The sequence below is a fragment of the Deferrisoma camini S3R1 genome, from assembly GCF_000526155.1.
Taxonomy (GTDB): Bacteria; Desulfobacterota; Deferrisomatia; order Deferrisomatales; family Deferrisomataceae; genus Deferrisoma; species Deferrisoma camini.
On record NZ_JAFN01000001.1, the window covers coordinates 1,582,773 to 1,603,378 of the forward strand.

16 protein-coding genes are annotated in these 20,606 nt (G+C 68.7%); 14 read left to right on the top strand and 2 right to left on the bottom strand.

All coding sequences use genetic code 11. The features are described from left to right. Positions 1–13: 13 nt before the first annotated feature. The 14 genes from DEFCA_RS0106995 to DEFCA_RS0107060 all read left to right on the top strand — a co-directional run bounded on the left by DEFCA_RS0106995 (position 14) and on the right by DEFCA_RS0107060 (position 17,583). Positions 14–1,426: a sigma-54 interaction domain-containing protein gene (locus tag DEFCA_RS0106995; RefSeq protein WP_025322312.1), complete on the top strand. Its 1,413-nt coding sequence runs from the start codon at positions 14–16 to the stop codon at positions 1,424–1,426. A 260-nt stretch (positions 1,427–1,686) separates the two neighbouring features. Continuing rightward, the gene (gene gabT / locus DEFCA_RS0107000; protein ID WP_025322313.1) at positions 1,687–2,994 is read left to right on the top strand and encodes a 4-aminobutyrate--2-oxoglutarate transaminase; all 1,308 of its coding nucleotides are present in this window, start codon (positions 1,687–1,689) and stop codon (positions 2,992–2,994) included. A 45-nt stretch (positions 2,995–3,039) separates the two neighbouring features. Beyond that, positions 3,040–4,278, top strand: coding sequence for an amino acid ABC transporter substrate-binding protein (locus tag DEFCA_RS0107005; protein WP_025322314.1), 1,239 nt, complete (start codon positions 3,040–3,042; stop codon positions 4,276–4,278). An 86-nt stretch (positions 4,279–4,364) separates the two neighbouring features. Continuing rightward, on the top strand, positions 4,365–5,255 hold the full coding sequence (locus DEFCA_RS0107010; RefSeq protein ID WP_025322315.1) for a branched-chain amino acid ABC transporter permease: 891 nt from the start codon (positions 4,365–4,367) through the stop codon (positions 5,253–5,255). Between the two features lie 3 nt (positions 5,256–5,258). Continuing rightward, positions 5,259–6,242 carry a branched-chain amino acid ABC transporter permease gene (locus tag DEFCA_RS0107015; RefSeq protein WP_025322316.1) on the top strand — a complete coding sequence of 328 codons (984 nt, stop codon included), beginning with the start codon at positions 5,259–5,261 and terminating at the stop codon, positions 6,240–6,242. Beyond that, positions 6,239–6,964 carry an ABC transporter ATP-binding protein gene (locus tag DEFCA_RS0107020; RefSeq protein ID WP_025322317.1) on the top strand — a complete coding sequence of 242 codons (726 nt, stop codon included), beginning with the start codon at positions 6,239–6,241 and terminating at the stop codon, positions 6,962–6,964. Before DEFCA_RS0107015 ends, DEFCA_RS0107020 begins: the two co-directional genes overlap by 4 nt. Further along, on the top strand, positions 6,961–7,671 hold the full coding sequence (locus tag DEFCA_RS0107025) for an ABC transporter ATP-binding protein (protein WP_029733707.1): 711 nt from the start codon (positions 6,961–6,963) through the stop codon (positions 7,669–7,671). Before DEFCA_RS0107020 ends, DEFCA_RS0107025 begins: the two co-directional genes overlap by 4 nt. Positions 7,672–7,685: 14 nt before the next feature. Beyond that, a complete protein-coding gene (locus tag DEFCA_RS0107030) occupies positions 7,686–9,452 on the top strand; it encodes an aldehyde ferredoxin oxidoreductase family protein (RefSeq protein ID WP_025322319.1) in 1,767 nt (588 codons plus the stop codon). A gap of 20 nt (positions 9,453–9,472) precedes the next feature. Continuing rightward, on the top strand, positions 9,473–10,432 hold the full coding sequence (locus DEFCA_RS0107035) for a CoA transferase subunit A (RefSeq protein WP_169709489.1): 960 nt from the start codon (positions 9,473–9,475) through the stop codon (positions 10,430–10,432). Further along, positions 10,429–11,199: a CoA-transferase subunit beta gene (locus DEFCA_RS0107040; RefSeq protein ID WP_025322321.1), complete on the top strand. Its 771-nt coding sequence runs from the start codon at positions 10,429–10,431 to the stop codon at positions 11,197–11,199. Before DEFCA_RS0107035 ends, DEFCA_RS0107040 begins: the two co-directional genes overlap by 4 nt. A gap of 85 nt (positions 11,200–11,284) precedes the next feature. Then, positions 11,285–14,278, top strand: a complete 2,994-nt coding sequence (locus DEFCA_RS0107045; protein ID WP_025322322.1) for an NAD-glutamate dehydrogenase domain-containing protein — start codon at positions 11,285–11,287, stop codon at positions 14,276–14,278. A 269-nt stretch (positions 14,279–14,547) separates the two neighbouring features. Then, positions 14,548–14,994, top strand: coding sequence for a nucleoside recognition domain-containing protein (locus DEFCA_RS19235; protein ID WP_025322323.1), 447 nt, complete (start codon positions 14,548–14,550; stop codon positions 14,992–14,994). Then, on the top strand, positions 14,991–15,425 hold the full coding sequence (locus DEFCA_RS0107055) for a hypothetical protein (RefSeq protein WP_025322324.1): 435 nt from the start codon (positions 14,991–14,993) through the stop codon (positions 15,423–15,425). Before DEFCA_RS19235 ends, DEFCA_RS0107055 begins: the two co-directional genes overlap by 4 nt. 184 nt (positions 15,426–15,609) lie before the next feature. After that, a complete protein-coding gene (locus tag DEFCA_RS0107060) occupies positions 15,610–17,583 on the top strand; it encodes a TRAP transporter large permease subunit (RefSeq protein WP_084318902.1) in 1,974 nt (657 codons plus the stop codon). Positions 17,584–17,665: 82 nt separating this feature from the next. Here the strand turns inward: DEFCA_RS0107060 and recJ are convergent, their stop codons facing one another. Together recJ and secF are read right to left on the bottom strand one after the other, a co-directional pair. Continuing rightward, positions 17,666–19,390 (bottom strand): single-stranded-DNA-specific exonuclease RecJ, encoded by a 1,725-nt coding sequence (gene recJ / locus DEFCA_RS0107065; RefSeq protein WP_025322326.1) that lies wholly within the window; start codon positions 19,388–19,390, stop codon positions 17,666–17,668. After that, positions 19,390–20,313, bottom strand: coding sequence for a protein translocase subunit SecF (gene secF, locus DEFCA_RS0107070; RefSeq protein WP_025322327.1), 924 nt, complete (start codon positions 20,311–20,313; stop codon positions 19,390–19,392). The genes recJ and secF overlap by 1 nt, the downstream gene beginning before the upstream one ends. Positions 20,314–20,606 lie beyond the last annotated feature (293 nt).

Below are 20,606 nucleotides of genomic sequence, written 5' to 3' on the forward strand. Positions count from 1 at the left end.
CTGCGGAGGAACGATGAGCGCGTCGCCCCGTGCCCCTTCGGCCTGGCGCCAGCTTCGGACCGTGTTCGACATCAGCCACGACGGGCTGTGGATCATCGACGGCCAGGGCGTCATCGTGAACCTGAACCGGGCCGCCGAGCGGCTCAACGGGGTTGCGGCCGCCGAGGTGATCGGCCGGAACATCGACGACCTCGTGGCCCAGGGGGTCATCGACGCCTCGGTGACCCGGGCCGTTCTGACCTCGGGCGAAACCGTCAGCATGGTGCAGACCGCCCGACGTACGGGCCGCCAGCTCATCGTCACGGGGACCCCTTCCCTCGGGCCCGACGGAACGGTGGAGTACGTGGTGGTCAACGACCGTGACGTGACCGAAACCAGCGAACTCAGCCGTCAACTCGACGAGCTCCGCCGGGCCAACGAGCGGCTCAGGGAAGAGATGGCTGCCCTGAGCCTGAAGGACACCGCGGAAAAGGGCCTCGTGGCCGAGAGCCCTCAGATGCGCGAAGTGGTCCGGGTGGCCCTGCGACTGGCCCGCAAGAACGTGACCAACATTCTGCTGCTGGGCGAGTCCGGAACCGGGAAGGGAGTGTTGGCGCGGTTCATCCACACGGAGAGCCCTCGGGCGGAGCGGCCGTTCGTCCAGATCAACTGCGCCGCCCTGCCCGAGACGCTGTTGGAGGCCGAGCTGTTCGGCTACGAAAAAGGGGCGTTCACCGGGGCCTCGGATGCGGGCAAGCCCGGCCTGCTCGAGGTGGCGGACGGGGGCACCCTGTTCCTGGACGAGCTGGGGGACATGCCGTTCTCCATCCAGGCGAAGATCCTCAAGTACCTGGACGACCACGAGATCCGCAGGCTGGGGAGCACCCGGGTCCGCCGATCGTGGTGCGCCGTGATCGCGGCCACCAACCAGGATCTGGAGGCCCTTGTCAGAGAACGCCGATTCCGGCACGACCTGTTCTACCGCCTCAACACCTTCACCGTTCACCTTCCGCCCCTGCGGGAGCGGCGGGCAGACGTGCTGCCCCTCACCCTGCACTTCCTCTCCCGGTACGGACGTCAGTTCGGTGCCCGGAAACGCCTCGGCCGCCGGGCGCTCCGATGGCTCGAGCGCTACCCGTTCCCCGGGAACGTGCGGGAACTGGAGGGCATCATCAAGAACGCCGTGGTGATGTGCGAGGACGAGATCGTCGACGACTACCTCGTGCGTGACGGGAACCCTTTGGAAGCCGAGCGCCGCGCCGGTGGGGCTCCGTCGGGCACCCTGTCCGAACTGCTGGAGGCCACGGAACGGGAGGCCCTTCTCCGGGCGGCGGCCGAGTGTTCCAACACCCGGGAGATGGCCCAGCGCCTGGGGGTGAGCCAACCCACGGTGGTACGAAAACTCCGACGGCACGGGATTCCGCCGCCGGGCGCACCCCGTTCGTGATTCACATCTGCATCGTCGCGCCGCCCCCGCCCTTGGCCCCGCCGAATCCGATACAGCTCTGCATCATCACACCCGCAACCCCGCCCGGCCGTTGATCCACGGATGCATCACAAGCTCCCCGCTCGCGCCCTCCACATTTTCAATACGCCGTTTTTATTTCACTTTTTCAACCACGACTCCATTGGCACCCCTGTTGCATCCCTGAGGAGGCACCCTGGGAGCAATGCCAATTTTTTTCTTCACATGGAGAGGAGGGGTCCATGACCCGTAGCAACCAGCAGCTCATGGAACGCCGTCAAAAGGCGGTTCCCAGAGGCCCGTTCCACGTGACCGACCGGTTCGCGGTCCGCGCCCGAGGTGCGCGGATCACCGATGCCGAGGGCACCGAGTACATCGATTTCACCGGCGGGATCGGCGTGGTGGGGACCGCCCACTCCCATCCCCACGTCCTCGAGGCCGTCAAACGCCAGGTGGACCTCCTGATCCACACGTGTTTTCACGTGATGCCCTACGAACCCTACGTTCGTCTGGCCGAGGAACTGAACCGTCGAACGCCGGGGAACCGCGCGAAGAAGACGTTCTTCTGTAACAGCGGGGCCGAGGCGGTGGAGAATGCGGTCAAGGTGGCCCGGGCCTATACCGGCAGGCCGGCGGTCGTGTGCTTCCAGAACGCCTTCCACGGCCGGACCCTCCTGGGCATGACCCTCACCAGCAAGGTCGTTCCCTACAAGAAGGGCTTCGGTCCGTTCGCGCCCGAGGTGTACCGGATACCCTATGCGTACTGCTACCGCTGCCCCTTCGGGGCGCCGGGCCCGGAGGTCTGCTCCCTGGAGTGCGCCGAGAACCTGCGGGAGCTGTTCGCCACCGGCGTGGACCCGGATTCGGTCGCGGCGCTGGTGGTGGAGCCGGTGCTCGGCGAGGGTGGGTTCGTGGTCCCCCCGGCCCGGTTTCTCTACCGTATCTTCGAGATCTGCCGGGAGCACGGCATCGTGGTGGTGGCCGACGAGGTGCAGACCGGGTTCGGGCGAACCGGGGCGTTGTTCGCGTGCGAGGTGATGGGGGTCGTGCCCGATCTCATCACCACGGCGAAGGCCATGGCCTCGGGCTTTCCCCTGAGCGGGGTAACCGGGCGGGCCGAGGTGCTGGATGCGCCCCAGGTGGGCGGGCTCGGGGGAACATACGGTGGGAACCCCGTCTCCTGCGCCGCGGCCCTGGCCACCCTGGAAGTGATCGATCAGGAGGACCTGTGCGGCCGAGCGAAGCTCCTGGGCGAGCGAGTCCGGCAGCGGTTCCTGCGACTCCGGGATGAACTGCCGGTCGTCGGCGAGGTACGGGGTCTCGGCGCCATGATGGCCATGGAGCTGGTGACCGACCGGTCGACCAAGGAGCCGGCCACGGACCTCACGCAACGGCTGGGGCAGTATGCCCTGGACCACGGTGTGGTCACGATCAAGGCCGGTACGGGGGGGAACGTGGTGCGTCTCCTTCCGCCGCTGTGCATCGAGGAAGCGGATCTCGAGCGGGGGCTCGACGTTCTAGAGGCAGGACTCAAGGAACTGAGCGGCTGAACAGGCGGCACCCCGCCGCCGGCTCTCGAAGAGAGGAGAAAGACGATGAGAAGACTCGTGGCGTTCGCACTCTGTGCCGTCCTCGGCACGAGCCCGGCGTGGGCCCAGGCCGACCGGAACTACTTCAAGGTCGGCGTGATCACCTCGCTTTCCGGAGACCTCGCCACCGGTGGAAACGTGACCAAGCGAGGGTACGACCTCTGGGCGAAGGCCGTGAACGAGGCGGGGGGCATCGAGGTGAACGGCAAGCGTTACCCCGTCAAACTCTACTACGCCGACGCTCAGTCCGAGCCTTCCCAGGGGGCCAGCGGTGCCGAGCGGCTCGCCACCCAGCAGGAGGTGGACTTCGTGCTCGGTCCCTACTCCTCCGGGGTGACCCTGGCCGTGGCACCGGTTCTCGAGAAGTACAAGATCCCCATGATCACCGGCTCTGCCGAGTCGCCGCTGATCTGGCGTCAGAAGTTCGCCTACACCTTCGGCACGATCCCGCCCGTGAACTACACCGGCTCCCAGCCCGTGGGGGCCTTGGCCGGTCTGGCCCCCAAACCCAGCACCGCCATCGTGTTGGGATCGAACGACGCGTTCTCCAAGGCCACGGCCGAGGCGTTCAAGGCGGCGGCCGAGGCCCACGGCATCAAAGTCCTCAAGTTCAACATCGTGCCGAGCGGCCAGGACCTGATCCCCTTGCTCTCCGCGGCCAAGGTCCTGAGGCCCGACGTGATCGCGTTCGGCGGGCACGACGAGGAGCTCATCAACCTGGTCAAGGCCCTCCGGCAGATCAACTACACCCCCAAGGCCCTGCTGATGCACTACGGAGTCACCGAGCCCGCTTTCGTGGAGGCCCTCGGCAAAGACGCCGAGGAGGTGTTCGGCGCCTCGGTCTGGACCCCCACCCTGCCAACCCGGGGGGACCTGTTGTGGGCCGACGCCCGTGCCTATGCCGAGGCGGCCCAGAAAGAGTACGGGGTGCCGGCCGACTACACCCAGGCGGGATGCTCTGCCGCAGGAATCGCCTTCCAGGCCGCCGTGGCCCGCGCAGGGGTCACCCCGCCCCTCGACGAAGGCGAGAAGACGGCGTTGCGCGACGCACTCGAGGCGTTGGACATCGAGACCTTCTACGGCCGCATCGACTTCGCGGAGCAAGGGGAGTTCTACCACGCCAATACCGGCCTGGAGGCCCTGACCGTGCAGATCCAAGGGGGACGCCCCGTCATCACGGCGCCCGCCGAGTTTGCCGAGGCCCCGGCCCGGTATCCCATGACGCCGTGGAACGACCGACGGTGAGTTGTCCGTAGCGCCAAACTTTCAGTCAAAAGAGGTCTCCTGGGCCGGGCCTTTCTCGGGCCCGGCTCCCTTTCACGGAGGTTCCCGTGCTCTGGCAGCTCCTTCCCCAGGCCGTCCTGGACGGCCTTCTGATCGGCGGCGTCTACATCACAGTGGCCCTGGGGTTCTCGCTCGCGTTCGGGGTGATGCATATCATCGACTTCGCGGTGGGCGAGTGGATCATGCTGGGCGCGTTCCTGGGCTACTACCTGCAGGGGTGGACCGGCCTCGACCCGTTGCTCCTCCTGCCCGTTGTGTTCGCCGTGTTCACGGCCGTGGGATACGCCATCCAGCCGGTGATCCACCGGGCCGTGAGCGGCCGTCGGGGCAACCCGGTGCTCATGGGACTCGTGTTCACCTTCGGACTCATGCTGGCCATCCGGGGCGCAGGCCTGACCGTGTTCGGGTTCTTCAGCCACTCGATCCCGTCGGTGCTGAGCGCGCGTTCCTGGTTTCTGGAGGCCGGGGGCCTGTTCGTGACCGTACCGGCCATCCGGCTGGTGGGGTTCGTGTACGCCATCGGGATAACGGCCGTTCTCCATTGGGTGCTGCGCCACACCGACTTCGGGCTGGCGGTGCGGGCCCTGGCCCAGAATCGGGATGCGGCCGGACTCATGGGTATCAACGCACGCCGGATCAGCTCGTGGGTGTACGGGATCCACGTGGGCGTGAGCGCCATGACCGGCGTGGTGATCGGCTCGATCTTCTCGATCAGCGCCCAGATGGGAGGCGACTACACGATCCTGGCGTTCTTCGTGGTCGTCCTGGCCGGCATGGGTTACCTAGCGGGTGTGCCGTGGGCCGCGTTCCTGTTGGGGCTCGTGCAGTCGCTCTTCCTGGTCTACGGCAACCCCAGCTATACCCTGCTCGCGGTGTTCGCCATCCTGTACCTGATTCTCCTCGTCTCGCCCCGGGGGCTTTTCGCGAAGGGAGTGTGACGGATGCGACGATCCAGGGCCCTGTGGGCCGGGATCACGGCCGTGGTGTTCGCCGTGATCCCCCTTCTCACCCGGGACACGTTTGCCCTGCGGGTGGTCACCGAAGCCATGATGTGGATCGGGCTGGCCGTGGCGTGGGACGTGCTCGGCGGTTACACCGGGTATCTCAACTTCGGGCACGGGGCCTTTTTCGGCCTCGGCGCCTACACCACGGCCGTGCTGATGATGCGCGGTCACTGGCCGTTCGCCCTGGCGCTGGCCGCCGGAGGAGTACTGGCCGGAGCTGCCGCGGTCGTGGCAGGGCTCCCTACCCTGAGGTTGAAAGGGGCTTACTTCGCCATCGCCACCTGGGCCTTGGCCAGGGCCGTGCAACAGCTCGCACTGGTGCTGGAGTTCACCGGCGGCCCCGACGGCATGCGGCTTCCCCCTTTCCTGAACCCCCTGTTCTTCTACTATTTGATGTGGGCCCTGGTGAGCGTGATCTTCGTCGTCCTGTGGATCCTCCTGGAACGCTCGGCCTTCGGGCTCAAGCTCCAGGCGATCCGGGAGGACGAAGAGGGTGCCATGGCCCTGGGGCTGAAGCCCACCGCCATCAAGATCCAGGCCTTCGTGCTCTCCACGGTACCGGCCGGAATCCTCGGCGGGGTGTACGCCTACTGGATCACGTTCATCGACCCGGCATCGGTCCTGGGCGACCTGGTCACCGACCAATCGGTGGTGATGGCCGTGTTCGGAGGGCTGGGCACCTTGGTGGGGCCGGCCGTGGGCGCGGTGCTGGTCTACGCCTTCAAGACCTTTTTCTGGGCCTACCTGTCCGAGTACCAGGTGCTGTACCTCATCATCCTCGGGACCGTGATCGCCCTGAGCGTGGTGTTCCTGCCCGACGGCCTGATCGGTCTGCTGACCGGCCGCGGCCGGGCCGAAGCCCCCAGGTCGCCGGAACCGGCGGACGAAAATCCTCCAGAGCTTCGGGAGGCAGCCCCATGAGCCGTGAACTTCTGGCCGTGGACCAGGTGTCCATGATTTTCGGCGGCCTGCGTGCCCTCGACGACGTCTCGTTTTCGGTGGGATCCGGCGAGATCGTGGGGCTCATCGGCCCCAACGGCGCGGGCAAGACCACCTTGTTCAACGTGGTGAGCGGGTACTGCCGCCCCAGCCGGGGCCGGGTGCGGTTCGACGGCAAGGACGTCACCGGCCAGCGGCCGTTTCATTTGGCCCGTCTCGGCATCGCCCGCACCTTCCAGATCGTCAAGCCCTTCGCGGGCCTGACGGTGCTGGAGAACGTGACCGTGGCATGCCTGCTCCACCACCCCCGTCGCCGGCATGCACAGCAGAGGGCCTGGGAGATCCTCGAGGTCACGGGCCTGGCCGATCGGGCCGGCCGACCGGCCTCGGGCCTGACCCTGGCCGGGAGGAAACGGCTCGAGATCGCCAAGGCCCTGAGCCTCAACCCCCGACTCCTGCTGCTCGACGAGGTGGTGGCCGGCCTGAACCCCACCGAGGCCGACCGCACGATCGAACTGATTCTGAACATTCACCGCAGCGGGGTGAGCATCCTGATCGTGGAGCACATCATGCGGGTGATCATGAACATCAGTGACCGGGTGGTGGTGCTCAACTACGGGGCGAAGATCGCCGAGGGGCCGCCTCAACAGGTGGCCCAGGACCCCGGAGTGATCGAGGCCTACCTCGGGGAGGCGGCGGCATGAGCGAGCTGGTCCTCGAGACGGTGTCCGCCCATTACGGCGACGTGCAGGCACTGTGGGACGTTTCTCTCTCGGTGGCCCCGGGTCAACTCGTTACCCTGCTGGGCGCCAACGGCGCGGGCAAGACCACCACCCTCCGGACCATCTGCGGCCAGATCAAAGCATCGTCTGGAACGGTGCGATACGCAGGTTGGGAGATCACCCGCTGCGAGGCCCACGAGGTGGCGGACCTGGGGATCACCCTGGTGCCCGAGGGCCGGCAGTTGTTCCCCCAGATGACCGTGGAGGAGAACCTGATCGTGGGGTCGTACCTACCCAGGACCCGGGCAAACCGCAAACGCAACCTCTCCCGGGTGTACGAACTGTTCCCCCGCCTGGCGGAACGGCGCTCCCAACCGGCCGAAACCCTGTCGGGCGGCGAACAGCAGATGCTGGCGATCGGCCGGGGCTTGATGCAGGAACCCCAACTCATCATGTTCGACGAACCCAGCCTGGGGCTGGCCCCGATTCTCGTCCGGGAGATCTTTGGTATTATTCGGGAGCTGCACCGCCAGGGGCTTACGATCTTCCTGGTGGAGCAAAACGTCCACCACGCGATCCGGGTGGCCGACTACTGCTACGTGATCGAAAACGGCCGGGTGGTGCGCGAGGGCTCGGCGGCGGACCTGGAGGCCGACCCGGCCATCCGACAGGCGTACCTGGGCCTGTGAGACGGAGGAGCGTCATGAACGGCTTCTATGGACGCGTGCTCGTGGCCGATGCCACCCAGCGGACCTGCCGGATCGAGGAGGTGCCCGAGGAGGTGGCCCGGGGCATGTGGGGGGGCAAGGGGCTGGGGGTGTGGCTCCTGGAGCGGTACGGGCTGGTGGGCGTGGATCCCCTGGCGCCCGAGAACCCCCTGGTCCTCCTGGCCGGCCCGGTGGCCGGCACGCCGATCCCCGGTTCGTGCCGCCACGCCCTGGTGACCAAGAGCCCCCAGACCGGGTTCTTCTCCGAGTCGTACTCCGGCGGGAAGCTGGCCGAGAAGATCGCCAAGGCAGGGGTGGACGCCGTGGTCCTCCTGGGCCGGGCGGACGACCCGGTGGTGCTGGAGGTAGGGGACGGCCAGGGCCGGTTCCACGACGCCTCGGACCTGTGGGGCCAGGACACGTTTGTCGCCGAGGCCGCCCTGGTGGAGCGGTTCGGCGGGAGCGGCCGCGTCGGGGCGTGCGTGATCGGCCCGGCCGGCGAGAACGGGGTGGTCCTTTCCATCGTGGCCAACGACAAATGGCGGTGCGCGGGGCGTACCGGCGCCGGCGCGGTGATGGGCTCGAAGCGGGTGAAGGGCGTGGTGTTCCACGGATCGGCCTCCCGGCCCCTGGCCGACCCCGACGGGGTGCGGGCGTTCGCCCGGCGCACCGTGGCCGAGCGGCGCGGCAGCCCGGCGGCCCAGACCTACCGGAACTACGGCACCCCCAACATGGTGGCCCTGCTCAACACCGTGGGCGCGTTCCCCAACCGCTACTGGCACCGGGGCCGGTCGGGGCGGGTGGACGAGATCTCGGCCGAGGCGCTCCTGACCCGGTGCGAGGTGAAGCCCAAGGCCTGCGCCCGGTGCTTCATGGCCTGCGGCAAGCTGACCCGGGTGACCTCGGGGCCGTACGAGGGCCTGGTGATCGAGGGCCCGGAGTACGAGACCATCTACGCGTTCGGAGGCCTGTGCGAGATCGCCCCGATCGAGGCCGTGGCCCACCTGAACGATGTGTGCGATCGGCTCGGCCTGGACACGATCAGCGCGGGCAACCTGGTGGCCTTTGCCATGGAGGCGTCGGAACGCGGCGCCGTGGACGAGACGGTGGCGTTCGGGGACGTGGAGGCGGCCGAGCGGCTCCTGGGCCAGATCGCCCGGCGCGAGGGCCTGGGCGAGGTGCTCGCCCGGGGCATCGTGGCCGCGGCCCGGCAGTGGGGTCTCGAGGGCGCGGCGATCCACGTGAAGGGGCTGGAGCCGGCCGGGTACGACCCCCGGGTCCTGCCGGGCATGGGCCTGGCCTACGCCACCTCGGACCGGGGCGCCTGCCACCTGCGGACCACGTTCTACAAGGCCGAGCTGTCGGGTCAGATCCCGCCGGAACAGGTGGAGGGCAAGGCCGCACTCCTCATGGACTACGAGGACCGGCTCGCCCTCATGGACGCCCTGATCCTGTGCCGGTTCTACCGGGACTTCTACGGCTGGGAGGAGCTGGCCGAGATCGCCCGGCTCACCCTGGGCGTGGAGGGGGGGCGGGACGAGCTTCGGGCCACGGCCCGCCGGATCGCGGACGCGGTCCGTCGGTTCAACATGAATGAGGGCCTCACCGCGGACGACGACCGGCTGCCGCCGCGGTTCTTCGACGAGCCCCTGCCCGAGACCGGGGCCGTGCTGCGGCGGGACGACTTCGAGCGGATGCGGCGGGAGTACTACGCCCTGCGGGGCTGGGACCCGGCTGGCCGGCCCGGGCCGGGGAACGATTGAGAGTGGATGGGACCGGCTCCGTGATCGACAAGGTGATCTCCTTGGAGGAGGCCGCGGCCCTCGTGCCGTCGGGGGCCACGGTGTCCATCGGCGGGTTCACGAGCCAGCGGCACCCCACGGCGCTGCTGCGGGCCCTCGTTCGGCGAGGCGTCAAGGACCTGGTGGTGTACTGCCACTCGGCCGGCAGCGACGTGGACCTGCTGATCGGCGCCGGGTGCGTGCGCCGGGTGGAGGCGGCGTACCTGGCCGACGGGGTGTTCGCCCCCATCGCCCCCAACTGGCGCCGGTTCGTGGAGGCCGGCCGGCTGGAGTTCGAGGACTACTCCAACGCCGCCATGATGGCCCGGTTCTCCGCCGGCGCCATGGGCCTGCCGTTCTTCCCGGTGCGCTCGATGCTCGGCACCGACCTGCTGGAGAAGGAGGGGCTGCCGGCCGAGGTGCGCCGGACCGATCCCACGGCCGCCCCCAAGAAGGCGGCGGTGATCGACTGCCCGTTTACCGGCGAGCCGGTGGTGCTCGTGCCCGCTATCCGCACCGACCTGTGCCTGCTCCACGTCCAGAGGGCCAGCCCCCGGGGACTCCTGCGGATCGAGGGACAGGAGTTCCTGGACGTGCAGCAGGCCCTGGCCGCCGACCGGGTCATCGTGACCTGCGAGGAGCTGGTGGACGACGAGGAGCTCCGGCGGGAGCCCGAGCGAAACCGCATCCCCCCCTTCGCCGTGCACGCCGTGGTGCCCGTGCCGTTCGGGGCGCACCCCCACAGCGTGCACAACTACTACGACTACGACCCCCGACACCTGGCCCTGTACGCCGAGGCGGCCCGCTCCGACGAGGCCTTCCGGGCCTACCTGGACCGGTTCGTGTTCGGGCCGGCCGACCACGCAGCCTACCTGGAGGCCGTGGGCGGCCCCGAGCACCTGGACACCCTGCGGGCCCGTTCCGGCCTGGGGTACAACCCCGAGCTGCGGAGGAGACCGTGAAGGCCGCGTTCTCCACCTTCGAGCTGATGACCGTGGCCGCGGCCCGGGAGATCCGGGACGGCGAGGTGGTGTTCGCCGGCACGGGGCTTCCGATGCTCGCGGCCATGCTGGCCCAACGCACCCATGCACCGGGCTGCGTTCTTGTGTTCGAGGCCGGGGGCGTGGACCCCCGCATGCTCCACCTGCCCATGAGCGTGGGCGACTCGCGCACCCTGACCGGCGCGGCCATGGCCGCGGGCCTGATGGAGGCGTTCACCTACCTCCTGCAGGGCGGCCGGATCGACGTGGGGTTCCTGGGCGGGGCCCAGGTGGACCGGTACGGGAACATCAACTCCACCGCCCTCGGGGACTATCTGCGGCCCTCGGTGCGGTTCTCGGGCAGCGGGGGCGCGGCCGACGTGGCCGCCCTGGCCGGCCGCACGGTCATCATCGCCCGCCACGAGCGCCGCCGGTTCCCGGAACGGGTGGACTACCGCACCAGCCCCGGCTGGATCGAGGGCGGCGACTCCCGCGCCCGGGCCGGGATCCGGGGCGGCGGCCCGGCCGCGGTGGTCACCACCCTGGGCGTCATCCGGTTCCGGCCCGACACCAAGGAGCCCTACCTGGCCTCCGCCCACCCCGGCATCCCCCCGGAACACGTGCAGACCGAGACCGGGTTTCCCTTGGACCTCTCCGAGGCCGGGGAGACCCCGCCTCCCACCCGGGAGGAGCTTGAGATCCTACGCACCACGGTCGATCCTGAGGGGGTGTTTCTGAAGCGGCATTAACCCGCCGTTTTGTTCTGGACACGGCCGCCCGCCTTTGGTACACACCGAGCATTGTTTGATCCCACCAAACCAAACGGAGGTATCCATGTATCCCGACGCCGCCAAACCGGTCTACCGCCGCCTTCGCCAGACCCTGAAGGGGCACCAGGAGCAGGCCCGCCGGAACCTGGAATGGCTACGCGACCACATGCATCCGTACTTCTTCATCACCATGAAGGAGGAGACCGAGGCGTTGGTCCAGCTGGCGTCGGGGCTCCACGCCCTCACCCACAGCCGCCGGATGATCCTGACCGACCAGGAGAAGAAGCTGATCCTGGCCTGCCTGAACCTGCCCGGCACGGTGTACGCCTCGTTCCGGGAGCTGGCCGAAAGGGAGATCTCGTACGCCGAGATCACCCACTCCTACGAGCCGATTCCCGAGCTGTGCTGCGAGCTGGAGATCCAGCGGTTCGAGTTCTCCCCCAAGGACCACGCCGAGATCGCCCAGGCCGCCCCGCCCGAGGTACCGGCGTCCGTCCGCCGGGGGGTGGCCCGGGCCATGCGCCGGATGTACCCAGAGTTTGATTTCACGGAACTCGACCGGGTGCTGGGGCTCCTGTGGCTCAACAACGAGCACTACATGCGCATCTCTCCGCCCGAGCGGGTGGCCCGGATCCTGTGGCTGTACCAGACGGCCCGGCGCCACGACGGCCTGTACCTGGACGTGGAGAACACCGAAGACGTGGTCCACCACCGGGAGTCCCGGGTGCTGTTCGCGGTGGGCAACCCCCCCCGGCCCGGGTTCCTGGCCCAGACCATGGAGGTGTTCAACCGCCTCGACCTGGGGGTGCGCCGTGCCTACTGCCTGACCATCAGCACCGGCGTCCACCCTTACTTCCTGGGCACCTTCTACGTGACCACCCGGAGCGGGGAGCTGTTGCAGAAGGACTCGCCCCTGTTCCGGACCCTCCAGAGCGAGCTGTACAACACCCAGATCCTGTCGCCGGGGGGCCCCCTGTACACCGAGTACGTGGCCCAGGGCACCATGACCGGCGAGGACGCCACCCTCACCAACGCGTTCATCGCGTTCTGCCACACCAACCTGGCCCACAACCAGCCCGACCGGTTCGACCTGGGCGAGGTGAAGCGGGCGTTCTACGCGAACCCGAACGTGGCCCTGGCCCTGATTCGGCTGTTCCGGGCCCGGTTCGACCCGGACCGAACCGACCGGGAACAGGCCTACGCGGCCGCGAGGGAGGAGGTGGAGACCCTGGTGGCCAACTACAACACCGGCCACCGGCATCTGGACGAGGTACGCCGCACGATCTTCCGCACCGCGCTGCTGATGATCGAGCACACCCTGAAGACCAACTTCTTCGTGCCCGAGAAACACGCCCTGGCGTTCCGGCTCGACCCGGCCTACCTGAGGCAGATGGGTGAGGAGTTCACCTCCGACCTGCCGAAGGGCGAGCCGTTCCGGATCACGTTCTTCTTCGGCCGCCACGGTGCGGGGTACCACGTGGGGTTCTCCGACATCGCCCGGGGCGGGTGGCGCACCATCATCTGCCGTAGCGCCGACGACTTCGTCACCAACGCCAACACCCTGCTGCGCGAGGTGTACGTGCTGGCCCACACCCAGCACCTCAAGAACAAGGACATCTACGAGGGCGGGTCGAAGATGACCGTGGTGATGGACGCCTCGGACCTGGCCGACCCGGCCCTGGTGACCCAGCGGCTCTACAAGCTCCAGTACGGGTTCCTCAACGCGTTCCTCGACCTGTTCGTGACCCGGGACGGCCGGGCCGCCCACCCCCGGGTGGTGGACTACTACGGTGAGGACGAGCCGATTGAGCTGGGGCCCGACGAGAACATGCACGACGGCATGATCGAGCTAATCGCCCGCCAGGCCGTGAAGCGCGGCTACGTGCTGGGCAAGGGGATCATCTCGTCCAAACGGGTGGGCATCAACCACAAGGAGTACGGGGTGACCTCCCTGGGCGTGATCCGGTTCGCCGAGATCACCATGGAGGAGCTCGGGATCGACATGGCCCGGGACCCCTTCACCGTGAAGATCACGGGCGGGACCAACGGCGACGTGGCCGGCAACGCCATGCGGCTGCTGCTGGAACGGTGCCCCAACGTGGCGATCCGGCTGATCGTGGCCGGCTCCGGGGTGCTGTACGACCCCGAGGGCATCGACCGGGAGGAGCTGGGCCGGTTGATCCTGAAGGACAACATCGATGCGTTCCGGCCCGAGCGGCTCCACCCCGGGGGGTACCTGCTGCTGCGGCGTCAGCGCAAACGCGAGGGTCTCCGGGAGCTGTACCGCAAGTGGGTGCGGACGGCCAACGGCGTGGAGGAGCAGTGGGTGACCACCGACGAGTTCCACCGGGAGTTCGACGGCGCCATCTTCCACGTGCCCGCCGACCTGTTCATCCCCGCCGGCGGACGCCCCGAGACGATCGACGACCAGAACTGGGAGAACCTGCTGGGGGCGGACGGCACCCCCACCTGCCGGGCCATCGTGGAGGGCGCCAACTCCTACCTCACCCCCCGGGCGAGGGAAGAGCTTCAGCGCCGCGGGGTGGTGGTGATCCGGGACGCCTCGGCGAACAAGTGCGGCGTGATCAGCTCGTCGTACGAGATCCTGGCGAACCTCCTCATGAACGACGAGGAATTCCTGGCCCTCAAGGCCTCCTACGTGGGGCAGGTGTTGGAGATCTTGGAGCGCCGAGCCGAGGACGAGGCTCGCCTTCTCCTGCGGCGGTGGAAGGAGGCCGGGCGGGCCCGGCTGTTCACCGAGATCTCGGCGGAGGTCAGCCGGGAGATCAACGCCCGGTACGCGGAGCTGTTCGACCTGTTCCGCAGGCGTCCGGAGCTGTTGGCCCAGCCGGTGTACCGGCGGGTGGTGCTGGCCCACCTGCCCCCGCTGGTGGGTGGGACCCCCAAGTTCCGGCGGAGGGTCGGCAGGCTCCCGGCCAAGATCCTCGCGGCCATCACGGCGGTGGAGATCGCCACCCGCACGGTGTACCATCGGGACTGGCAGGAGGATCTGGAGGACACGGTCCGGCGGTACGTGAAGCGGGAGTTCGGGGCGTAGTCCGGCGATGTTCCGGGGCGGGCGAAGAACCCGCCCCGGAGCCGTTCCGTGGACAAAAAAATCCCCGACCCCAGGAGGAAAGGGCCGGGGCAAACGGGGGAACGTTCCAAGTCAAATTTAGAACCTTTCCATGACCGTGTCAATCCCCTTTTCGGGAAAAGCGCGAAACATCCACACTTTCCTGCAGAGTCAGTGATACCTTTTGCGGCTCCGGCAGACGGGCTCGGACCGGGCTCCCGCCGGCCGGCCCCGGGCCTTCCGGAGGTTCGATGGACGCATCCGCCGACATTTCGCGCCCCCTGGGAGAATCGGTACGGGAAGGGCTGGCGAAAAGCCTGGTCTCGCTGGGCATCCTGGCCCGCGTGCTGGTCCCCTCGTACCTGGTCGTCGACCTGCTGCGCCAGACGCCGGTGATCCCCTGGATCGCCGACGCCCTGGCACCCGCCATGGGCCTGCTCGGGCTGCCTGGGGAGGCCGCAGTGCCGCTGGTGGCCGGGTTCACGGTGAACCTGTACGCCGCCCTGGGGGCGATGGCGCCCCTGGGGCTCGCGCCCCGGCAGGTCACGATCCTGGGGCTGGTCCTGGGCATCGCCCACGCCCTTTTGGTGGAGACCGCGGTCATCCGGCAGGTCTGCCGTCACTGGCTCGCCCTGGCCGCGGCTCGGCTCGTCCTGGGGCTCTCGGCCGGGGCCCTCCTCCACCTGGTGCTGCCGTGAACCTCATCGATTCCCTGGGACGCGCCCTGATCACCCTGGGCCAGGTGGCCGCGGTCATCGTGCCCCTAACCGTGGGGTTCCAGGTCCTGAGGGACCGGCCCTGGGTCCGGAGAAAGCTCGGTCCGTACGCCGGCTCCCTGCGGCGGCTCGGACTCGGCGAAGGGGCCGGGGTGGGTCTCGCCGCCGGCGTGGTCCTGGGCATCGTCTACGGCGCGGGCATCCTGATCCAGGAGAGCCGCTCCGGCCGGATGACCGAGCGGGAGACGTTCCTGCTGGCCCTGTTCCTGTGCACCTGCCACGCCGTGGTGGAGGACACCCTCCTGTTCGTGGTGGTGGGTGGCCACGGCGGCTGGATCCTGGGCACACGGGTCCTGCTGGCCCTGCTGGGCACGGCCGTGCTGGCCCGGGTCCTCCCCACTGCCACGCATTGATCGCGCCCCGTTTCGTTTTCTCGAACCCTTTCCCGGGACCGCATCCAATCCATGGTCCCGCTTTTGGGCCCGGTTCGCCTGGAATTTCGAACCCGAACCGTGATAGGGTTTCGCCGCCTTTCGCCAGACCCCTCAGAATTTACCCAGATCAAACATCGTCCACCAGGATCGGAAAGGAGGTCCGATGGGTCCGCTGGACAGCCTCGCCCGGGGAATCGACCGACTGAACGACGGGGTGGGGAGGGCGGTCTCGTGGCTCACCACGGGGATGGTGCTGCTCACGACTTACGACACCATCATGCGCTACGGGTTCCAGCACGGGAACATCGCACTGCAGGAACTGGAGTGGCACCTGTTCGGCGTGGTGTTCCTGATCGGGGCCGCCTACACGCTCAAGGAGGACGCCCACGTCCGGGTAGACATCATCTACGCGCGCTTGGACGAACGGAAACGGGCCTGGATCAACCTGATCGGCTCGCTGATCGCCCTGATCCCGTTTACGATTCTGGTGATCTGGTGCACGAAGATGTTCGTCATGAACTCTTGGGCGGTGCGGGAGACCTCGCCCGATCCCGGCGGCCTTCCGGCCCGGTACGCACTGAAGGCCATGATCCCCCTGGGGTTCGTGCTCCTGCTGCTGCAGGGGGTGTCCGAAGCGGCCAAGAGCTACCGGTACCTCCGGGAGCACCCGGCCCCCGACAAGGCCGCGGGCCGCAAGTGGGTGTGGCTCTGGATCGCGGCCGCGGTGGCCTTCCTGCTGTTCGGAGCGGTCATCAAGGTGAGCCTGGAGGGGTGGGTGCCCCTTCCCGAGAGCATGGAGACCTGGCTCGAGCCGATCCACGAGATCCTGCCGGCCATCATGTTCGGCGTGTTGTTCGCCGTGCTCCTGTTCGGGTTCCCGGTGGCGTTCACCCTGGGCGGCACCGCGCTCGTGTTCGGGTACATGGCCTTCGGGTTCGACTTCTTCAATCTTTTGCCCCTCCGGATCTGGGGCATCGTCACCAACTTCACCCTCCTGGCCGTGCCCCTGTTCGTGTACATGGGGGTGATGCTGGAGCGCTCGGGCCTGGCCGAGGAGCTGCTGGAGACCATGGCCCTGCTGTTTGGCCGGATGCGGGGCGGGCTGGCCATCTCGGTCGTGGTGGTGGGCGCGCTCCTGGCGGCCTCCACCGGGATCGTGGGCGCCACCGTGGTGACCATGGGGCTCCTGTCGCTTCCCACCATGCTCCGCCGGGGGTACCAGAAGGAGCTGGCCACCGGCGTGATCGCGGCATCCGGAACCCTGGGTCAGATCATCCCCCCATCGATCGTGCTCGTGCTCCTGGGCGACATCATGAACGTGCCGATCGGCGACCTGTTCATCGGGTCGGTGATCCCCGGGTTCATCCTGGTCGGCCTGTACATCATCTGGATCCTCATCGTGGGGTGGCTGCGGCCCGAGTGGGCGCCCCCCATCCCGGCCGAGGAGCGGGCCCAGACCCAGGGATGGGACCTGGTGCGTCGGGTGGTCGTGGCCCTGATTCCGCCGGCGTTCCTGATGCTGGCCGTTCTGGGCTCGATCTTCGCAGGCATCGCCTCCCCCACCGAGGCGGCCGCCCTCGGCGCGGTGGGCGCTTCGATTCTGACGGCGGCCAAGGGCCGGCTGAACCTTCAGATCGTCCGGGACGTGATGCAGGCCACCACCAAGCTCACCTGCATGGTGTTCATCATCCTGGTGGGGGCCGGCTCCTTCGGGCTGGTGTTCCGGGGGATGGGCGGCGACGACGTGGTGCGGGCGTTCATCGAGTGGCTGCCGTTCGGCAAGTGGGGCATCCTGGTCGTGACCATGTCGATCATCTTCGTCGCCGGGTTCTTCCTGGACTTCATCGAGATCACCTTCATCCACGTGCCCGTGCTCGCCCCGATCATGATCAGCATGGGCGTGGACCCCCTGTGGCTGGCCGTGCTGATCGCGGTGAACCTCCAGACCTCGTTCCTCACCCCCCCGTTCGGGTTCGCGCTGTTCTACCTGAAAGGGGTGGCGCCCAAGGAGGTCACCACGGGGCACATCTACAAGGGCATCATCCCGTTCGTGGTGATCCAGGTGATCGGCCTGATCGTCGTGGCGTTCTGGCCCGAGGCCGTGACCTGGCTGCCCTCGCTGATGCTCAAGCAGTAGGAGCGCACGGGCCCCCTGCGGATGATCCGCAGGGGGCCCGTGCGCGCTGGAAGGCTGGAAGGCTGAAAGGCGGCGGAGCCCCTCACCCCGCGGGGTGGGCGTCTTTCACCGTGAGGCGGACGGTCGTGCGGCCGTTCCAGGTATGGAGCCCCGCGGTGGCCACCAGGTCCACCCGGGTCCCCGGCCGCAAAAAACCCCAAGATTCCGGCACGCGCCACACGACCGCCTCCCGGCGCGCCCCCCCTTGGGCAACGACCAGGGCCCTGTGGTCTCCCGAGGCTCCGAGGGGCCGCTCCGAGACCACCTCCACTCCCCGCAGGACAAACACGGGGCGGGGGTTCCCCACGCCGAAGGGCTCGAGGCACCCGAGCTCCGCCACGGTCTGGTCGTTCAGCTCCGAGAGGGCCACCTCGGCGTCCGCCTCGAGCACCGGCACCAGATCCTCCTCGCCGACCCGGCTCCGCACGACCTCCTCAAACCGCGCCCGAAACGCCCCCAGCGCGCCGGGCTCCAGCTCCAGCCCGGCCGCGGCCGCGTGCCCCCCGTAACGCACGAGCAGGTCTCGGCAGTCTTCCAGAGCCTCCACCAGGTGGAGCCCGGGGATCGACCGGGCCGAACCCTTCAGGGTCGCCCCCTGGGGCACCAGGACCACCGTGGGCCGATGGAACGCCTCCACCAGCCGGGAGGCCACCAGCCCCACCACCCCGGGGTGCCAGTCGTCCCCCTCGAGCACGAAACCGTAGCGCCCGGGCCACCAGCCCTCTTTCTCCACCCGCTGCCGCGCCGCGGCCACGGCCGAGCGCTCCTCGGCCTGGCGTTGGCGGTTGAGGCCGTCGAGGACCCGGGCGTGCTCCACGGCCTCCGCCGAGGATGCCGCGCGCAGAAGGTCCAGGGCTGCCCGGGGCCCCTCCATGCGGCCGGCCGCGTTGAGGCGCGGCCCGATGTGAAACCCCAGATTTCCGGCCGTGAGAGGGGGGCGAAGCCCGGCCACCGAGGCCATGGCCCGGAGTCCGGGCCGACGCGGCGGGTTGCACAACCCGAGCCCCGCCGCCACGAACACCCGATTCACCCCGCGCAGTGGCACCATGTCGGCCACGGTCCCCACCGCCACCAGGTCCAGCCACACCCGGAGATCCGGCTCGGGCCGTGAGGCGAAGTGGCCGTGCGCCCGGAGCACCGAGCGCACGGCCGCGGCCAGGTTCCAGGCCACCCCGACCCCGGCCGGAGCCGGCTCCGGGTACTCTCCCCCGGTGAGCCGGGGATTCACCAGGGCCGTGGCCGGCGGCAGCTCCGGCCCGGGGGTGTGGTGGTCGGTGATCACCAGGTCCACCCCCAGCTCCCGGGCACGCCGGGCCGCATCCACCGCCCGGATGCCGCAGTCCGCCGTCACCACCACCCGGGCGCCGGCGGCCGCCATCTCCTCCAGGGGCTCCACCTTGAGCCCGTAGCCCTCCCGGTCCCTGCGGGGCAGGCGGCAGTGCACCTCGGCGCCACACGCCTCCAGGAACTCCGCCAGGAGCGCGGCTGAGGTGACCCCGTCCACGTCGTAGTCGGTGTAGACCCACAGGGGTTCCCGGGTCTCAACGGCCCGCGCCACCCGCTCCGCTGCCGCACCCATGCCCGGGATCCCGAAGGGGTCCGGGAGGGAGGCGAGTCGCGGCCTCAGAAACGCCTCGGCCTCGGGGCCCGGCCTGAACCCCCGGGCCGCCAGCACCCGGGCCACCAGCGCAGAAACACCAAGGGCCCGGGAGAGGTTCTCCCAGGCCCCGGGTTCGGACGCGCGGATCCGCCAGCGACGGGCCAGCATCAGGCCCGCGACTCCACCGCCCGGGCCCCGCCGACCCGCTTCTCCAGGGCCAGCACCACCGGGCTCGCAATGTAAATCGAGGAATAGGTACCCACGATGATGCCGACCAACAGGGCGAACGCGAAGTCGTGGATCACGCCGCCACCGAACAGAAACAGGGCCGCCACCACCAGCAGGGTGGTCAGCGAGGTCAGGATCGTGCGGCTGAGGGTCTCGTTGACGCTCCGGTTCATGATGGCTTCCAGGTCGCCCTTCCCGCCGGCGCGCTTCACGTTCTCCCGGATCCGGTCGAACACCACGATCGTGTCGTTCAGCGAGTACCCCACGATGGTCAGAAGCGCCGCCACCGTGGTGAGATCGAACTGTTTGTTGAACACGGAAAACGCGCCGATCGTGATCAGCACGTCGTGGAACAGGGCGGCCACCGCGCCGAGCCCGAACCGCAGCTCGAACCGCCACCAGATGTACAGCAGGATCGCGCCCAGGGAGAACAGCACCGCCAGGAGCCCCTTCTCCCTCAGATCCCGGCCCACCTTGGGCCCCACCATCTCGACCCGCCGGATCTCCACGGCGTCGTCCCCCAGCTTCTGGGCCAGGGTGTCGTGGATCCGTTTGGCCAACCCCTCCAGCTCTCCAGAGCTCTTCTCGGTCTGGATGATGTACTCGTCCGCCTCGCCGAACGATTGGACCACGACCTGGCCCTGGATCACGCCCTTCAGGGCCGAGCGGATCTCGCCGACCTCGACCGGCTTGTGGAACTTCACTTGGATCAGGGTGCCGCCGGCGAAGTCGATGCCGTACCGGGGCCCACCCCGCACCACCAGGCTCGCCAGCCCGATCAGGATCAGGGCCGCGCTCACCGCGAAGAAGACCTTGCGCTTCCCCAGAAAGTCGAAGTTCGTTCCCGAACGAATGATTTCCATGGCTGACCTCTTCCCAGTAACTTCGGTCTACGGTCGTCGGTCGTTGGTCGCCGGTCGGGGCCCTTCGGCCCGCTAGGCGGCTAGGCAGCCAGGCGGCCGGGCGGCTCTCGAATCGCGCCAAAGCTCGGGGGCATGGGGCCTGGTGGAGCGCCGGGCGCGGCTCCTTGGCTCGCCGCGCCCCCCGAACATCTGTAGCTTCATCGAATTCCAGGCCCCTCCGCTGTCGCCGCCCGAACAAGCTGCTCCGGCAACGGCATGCGAAGGCGCGGCGATCGGATGCTGCACTCGCGCAC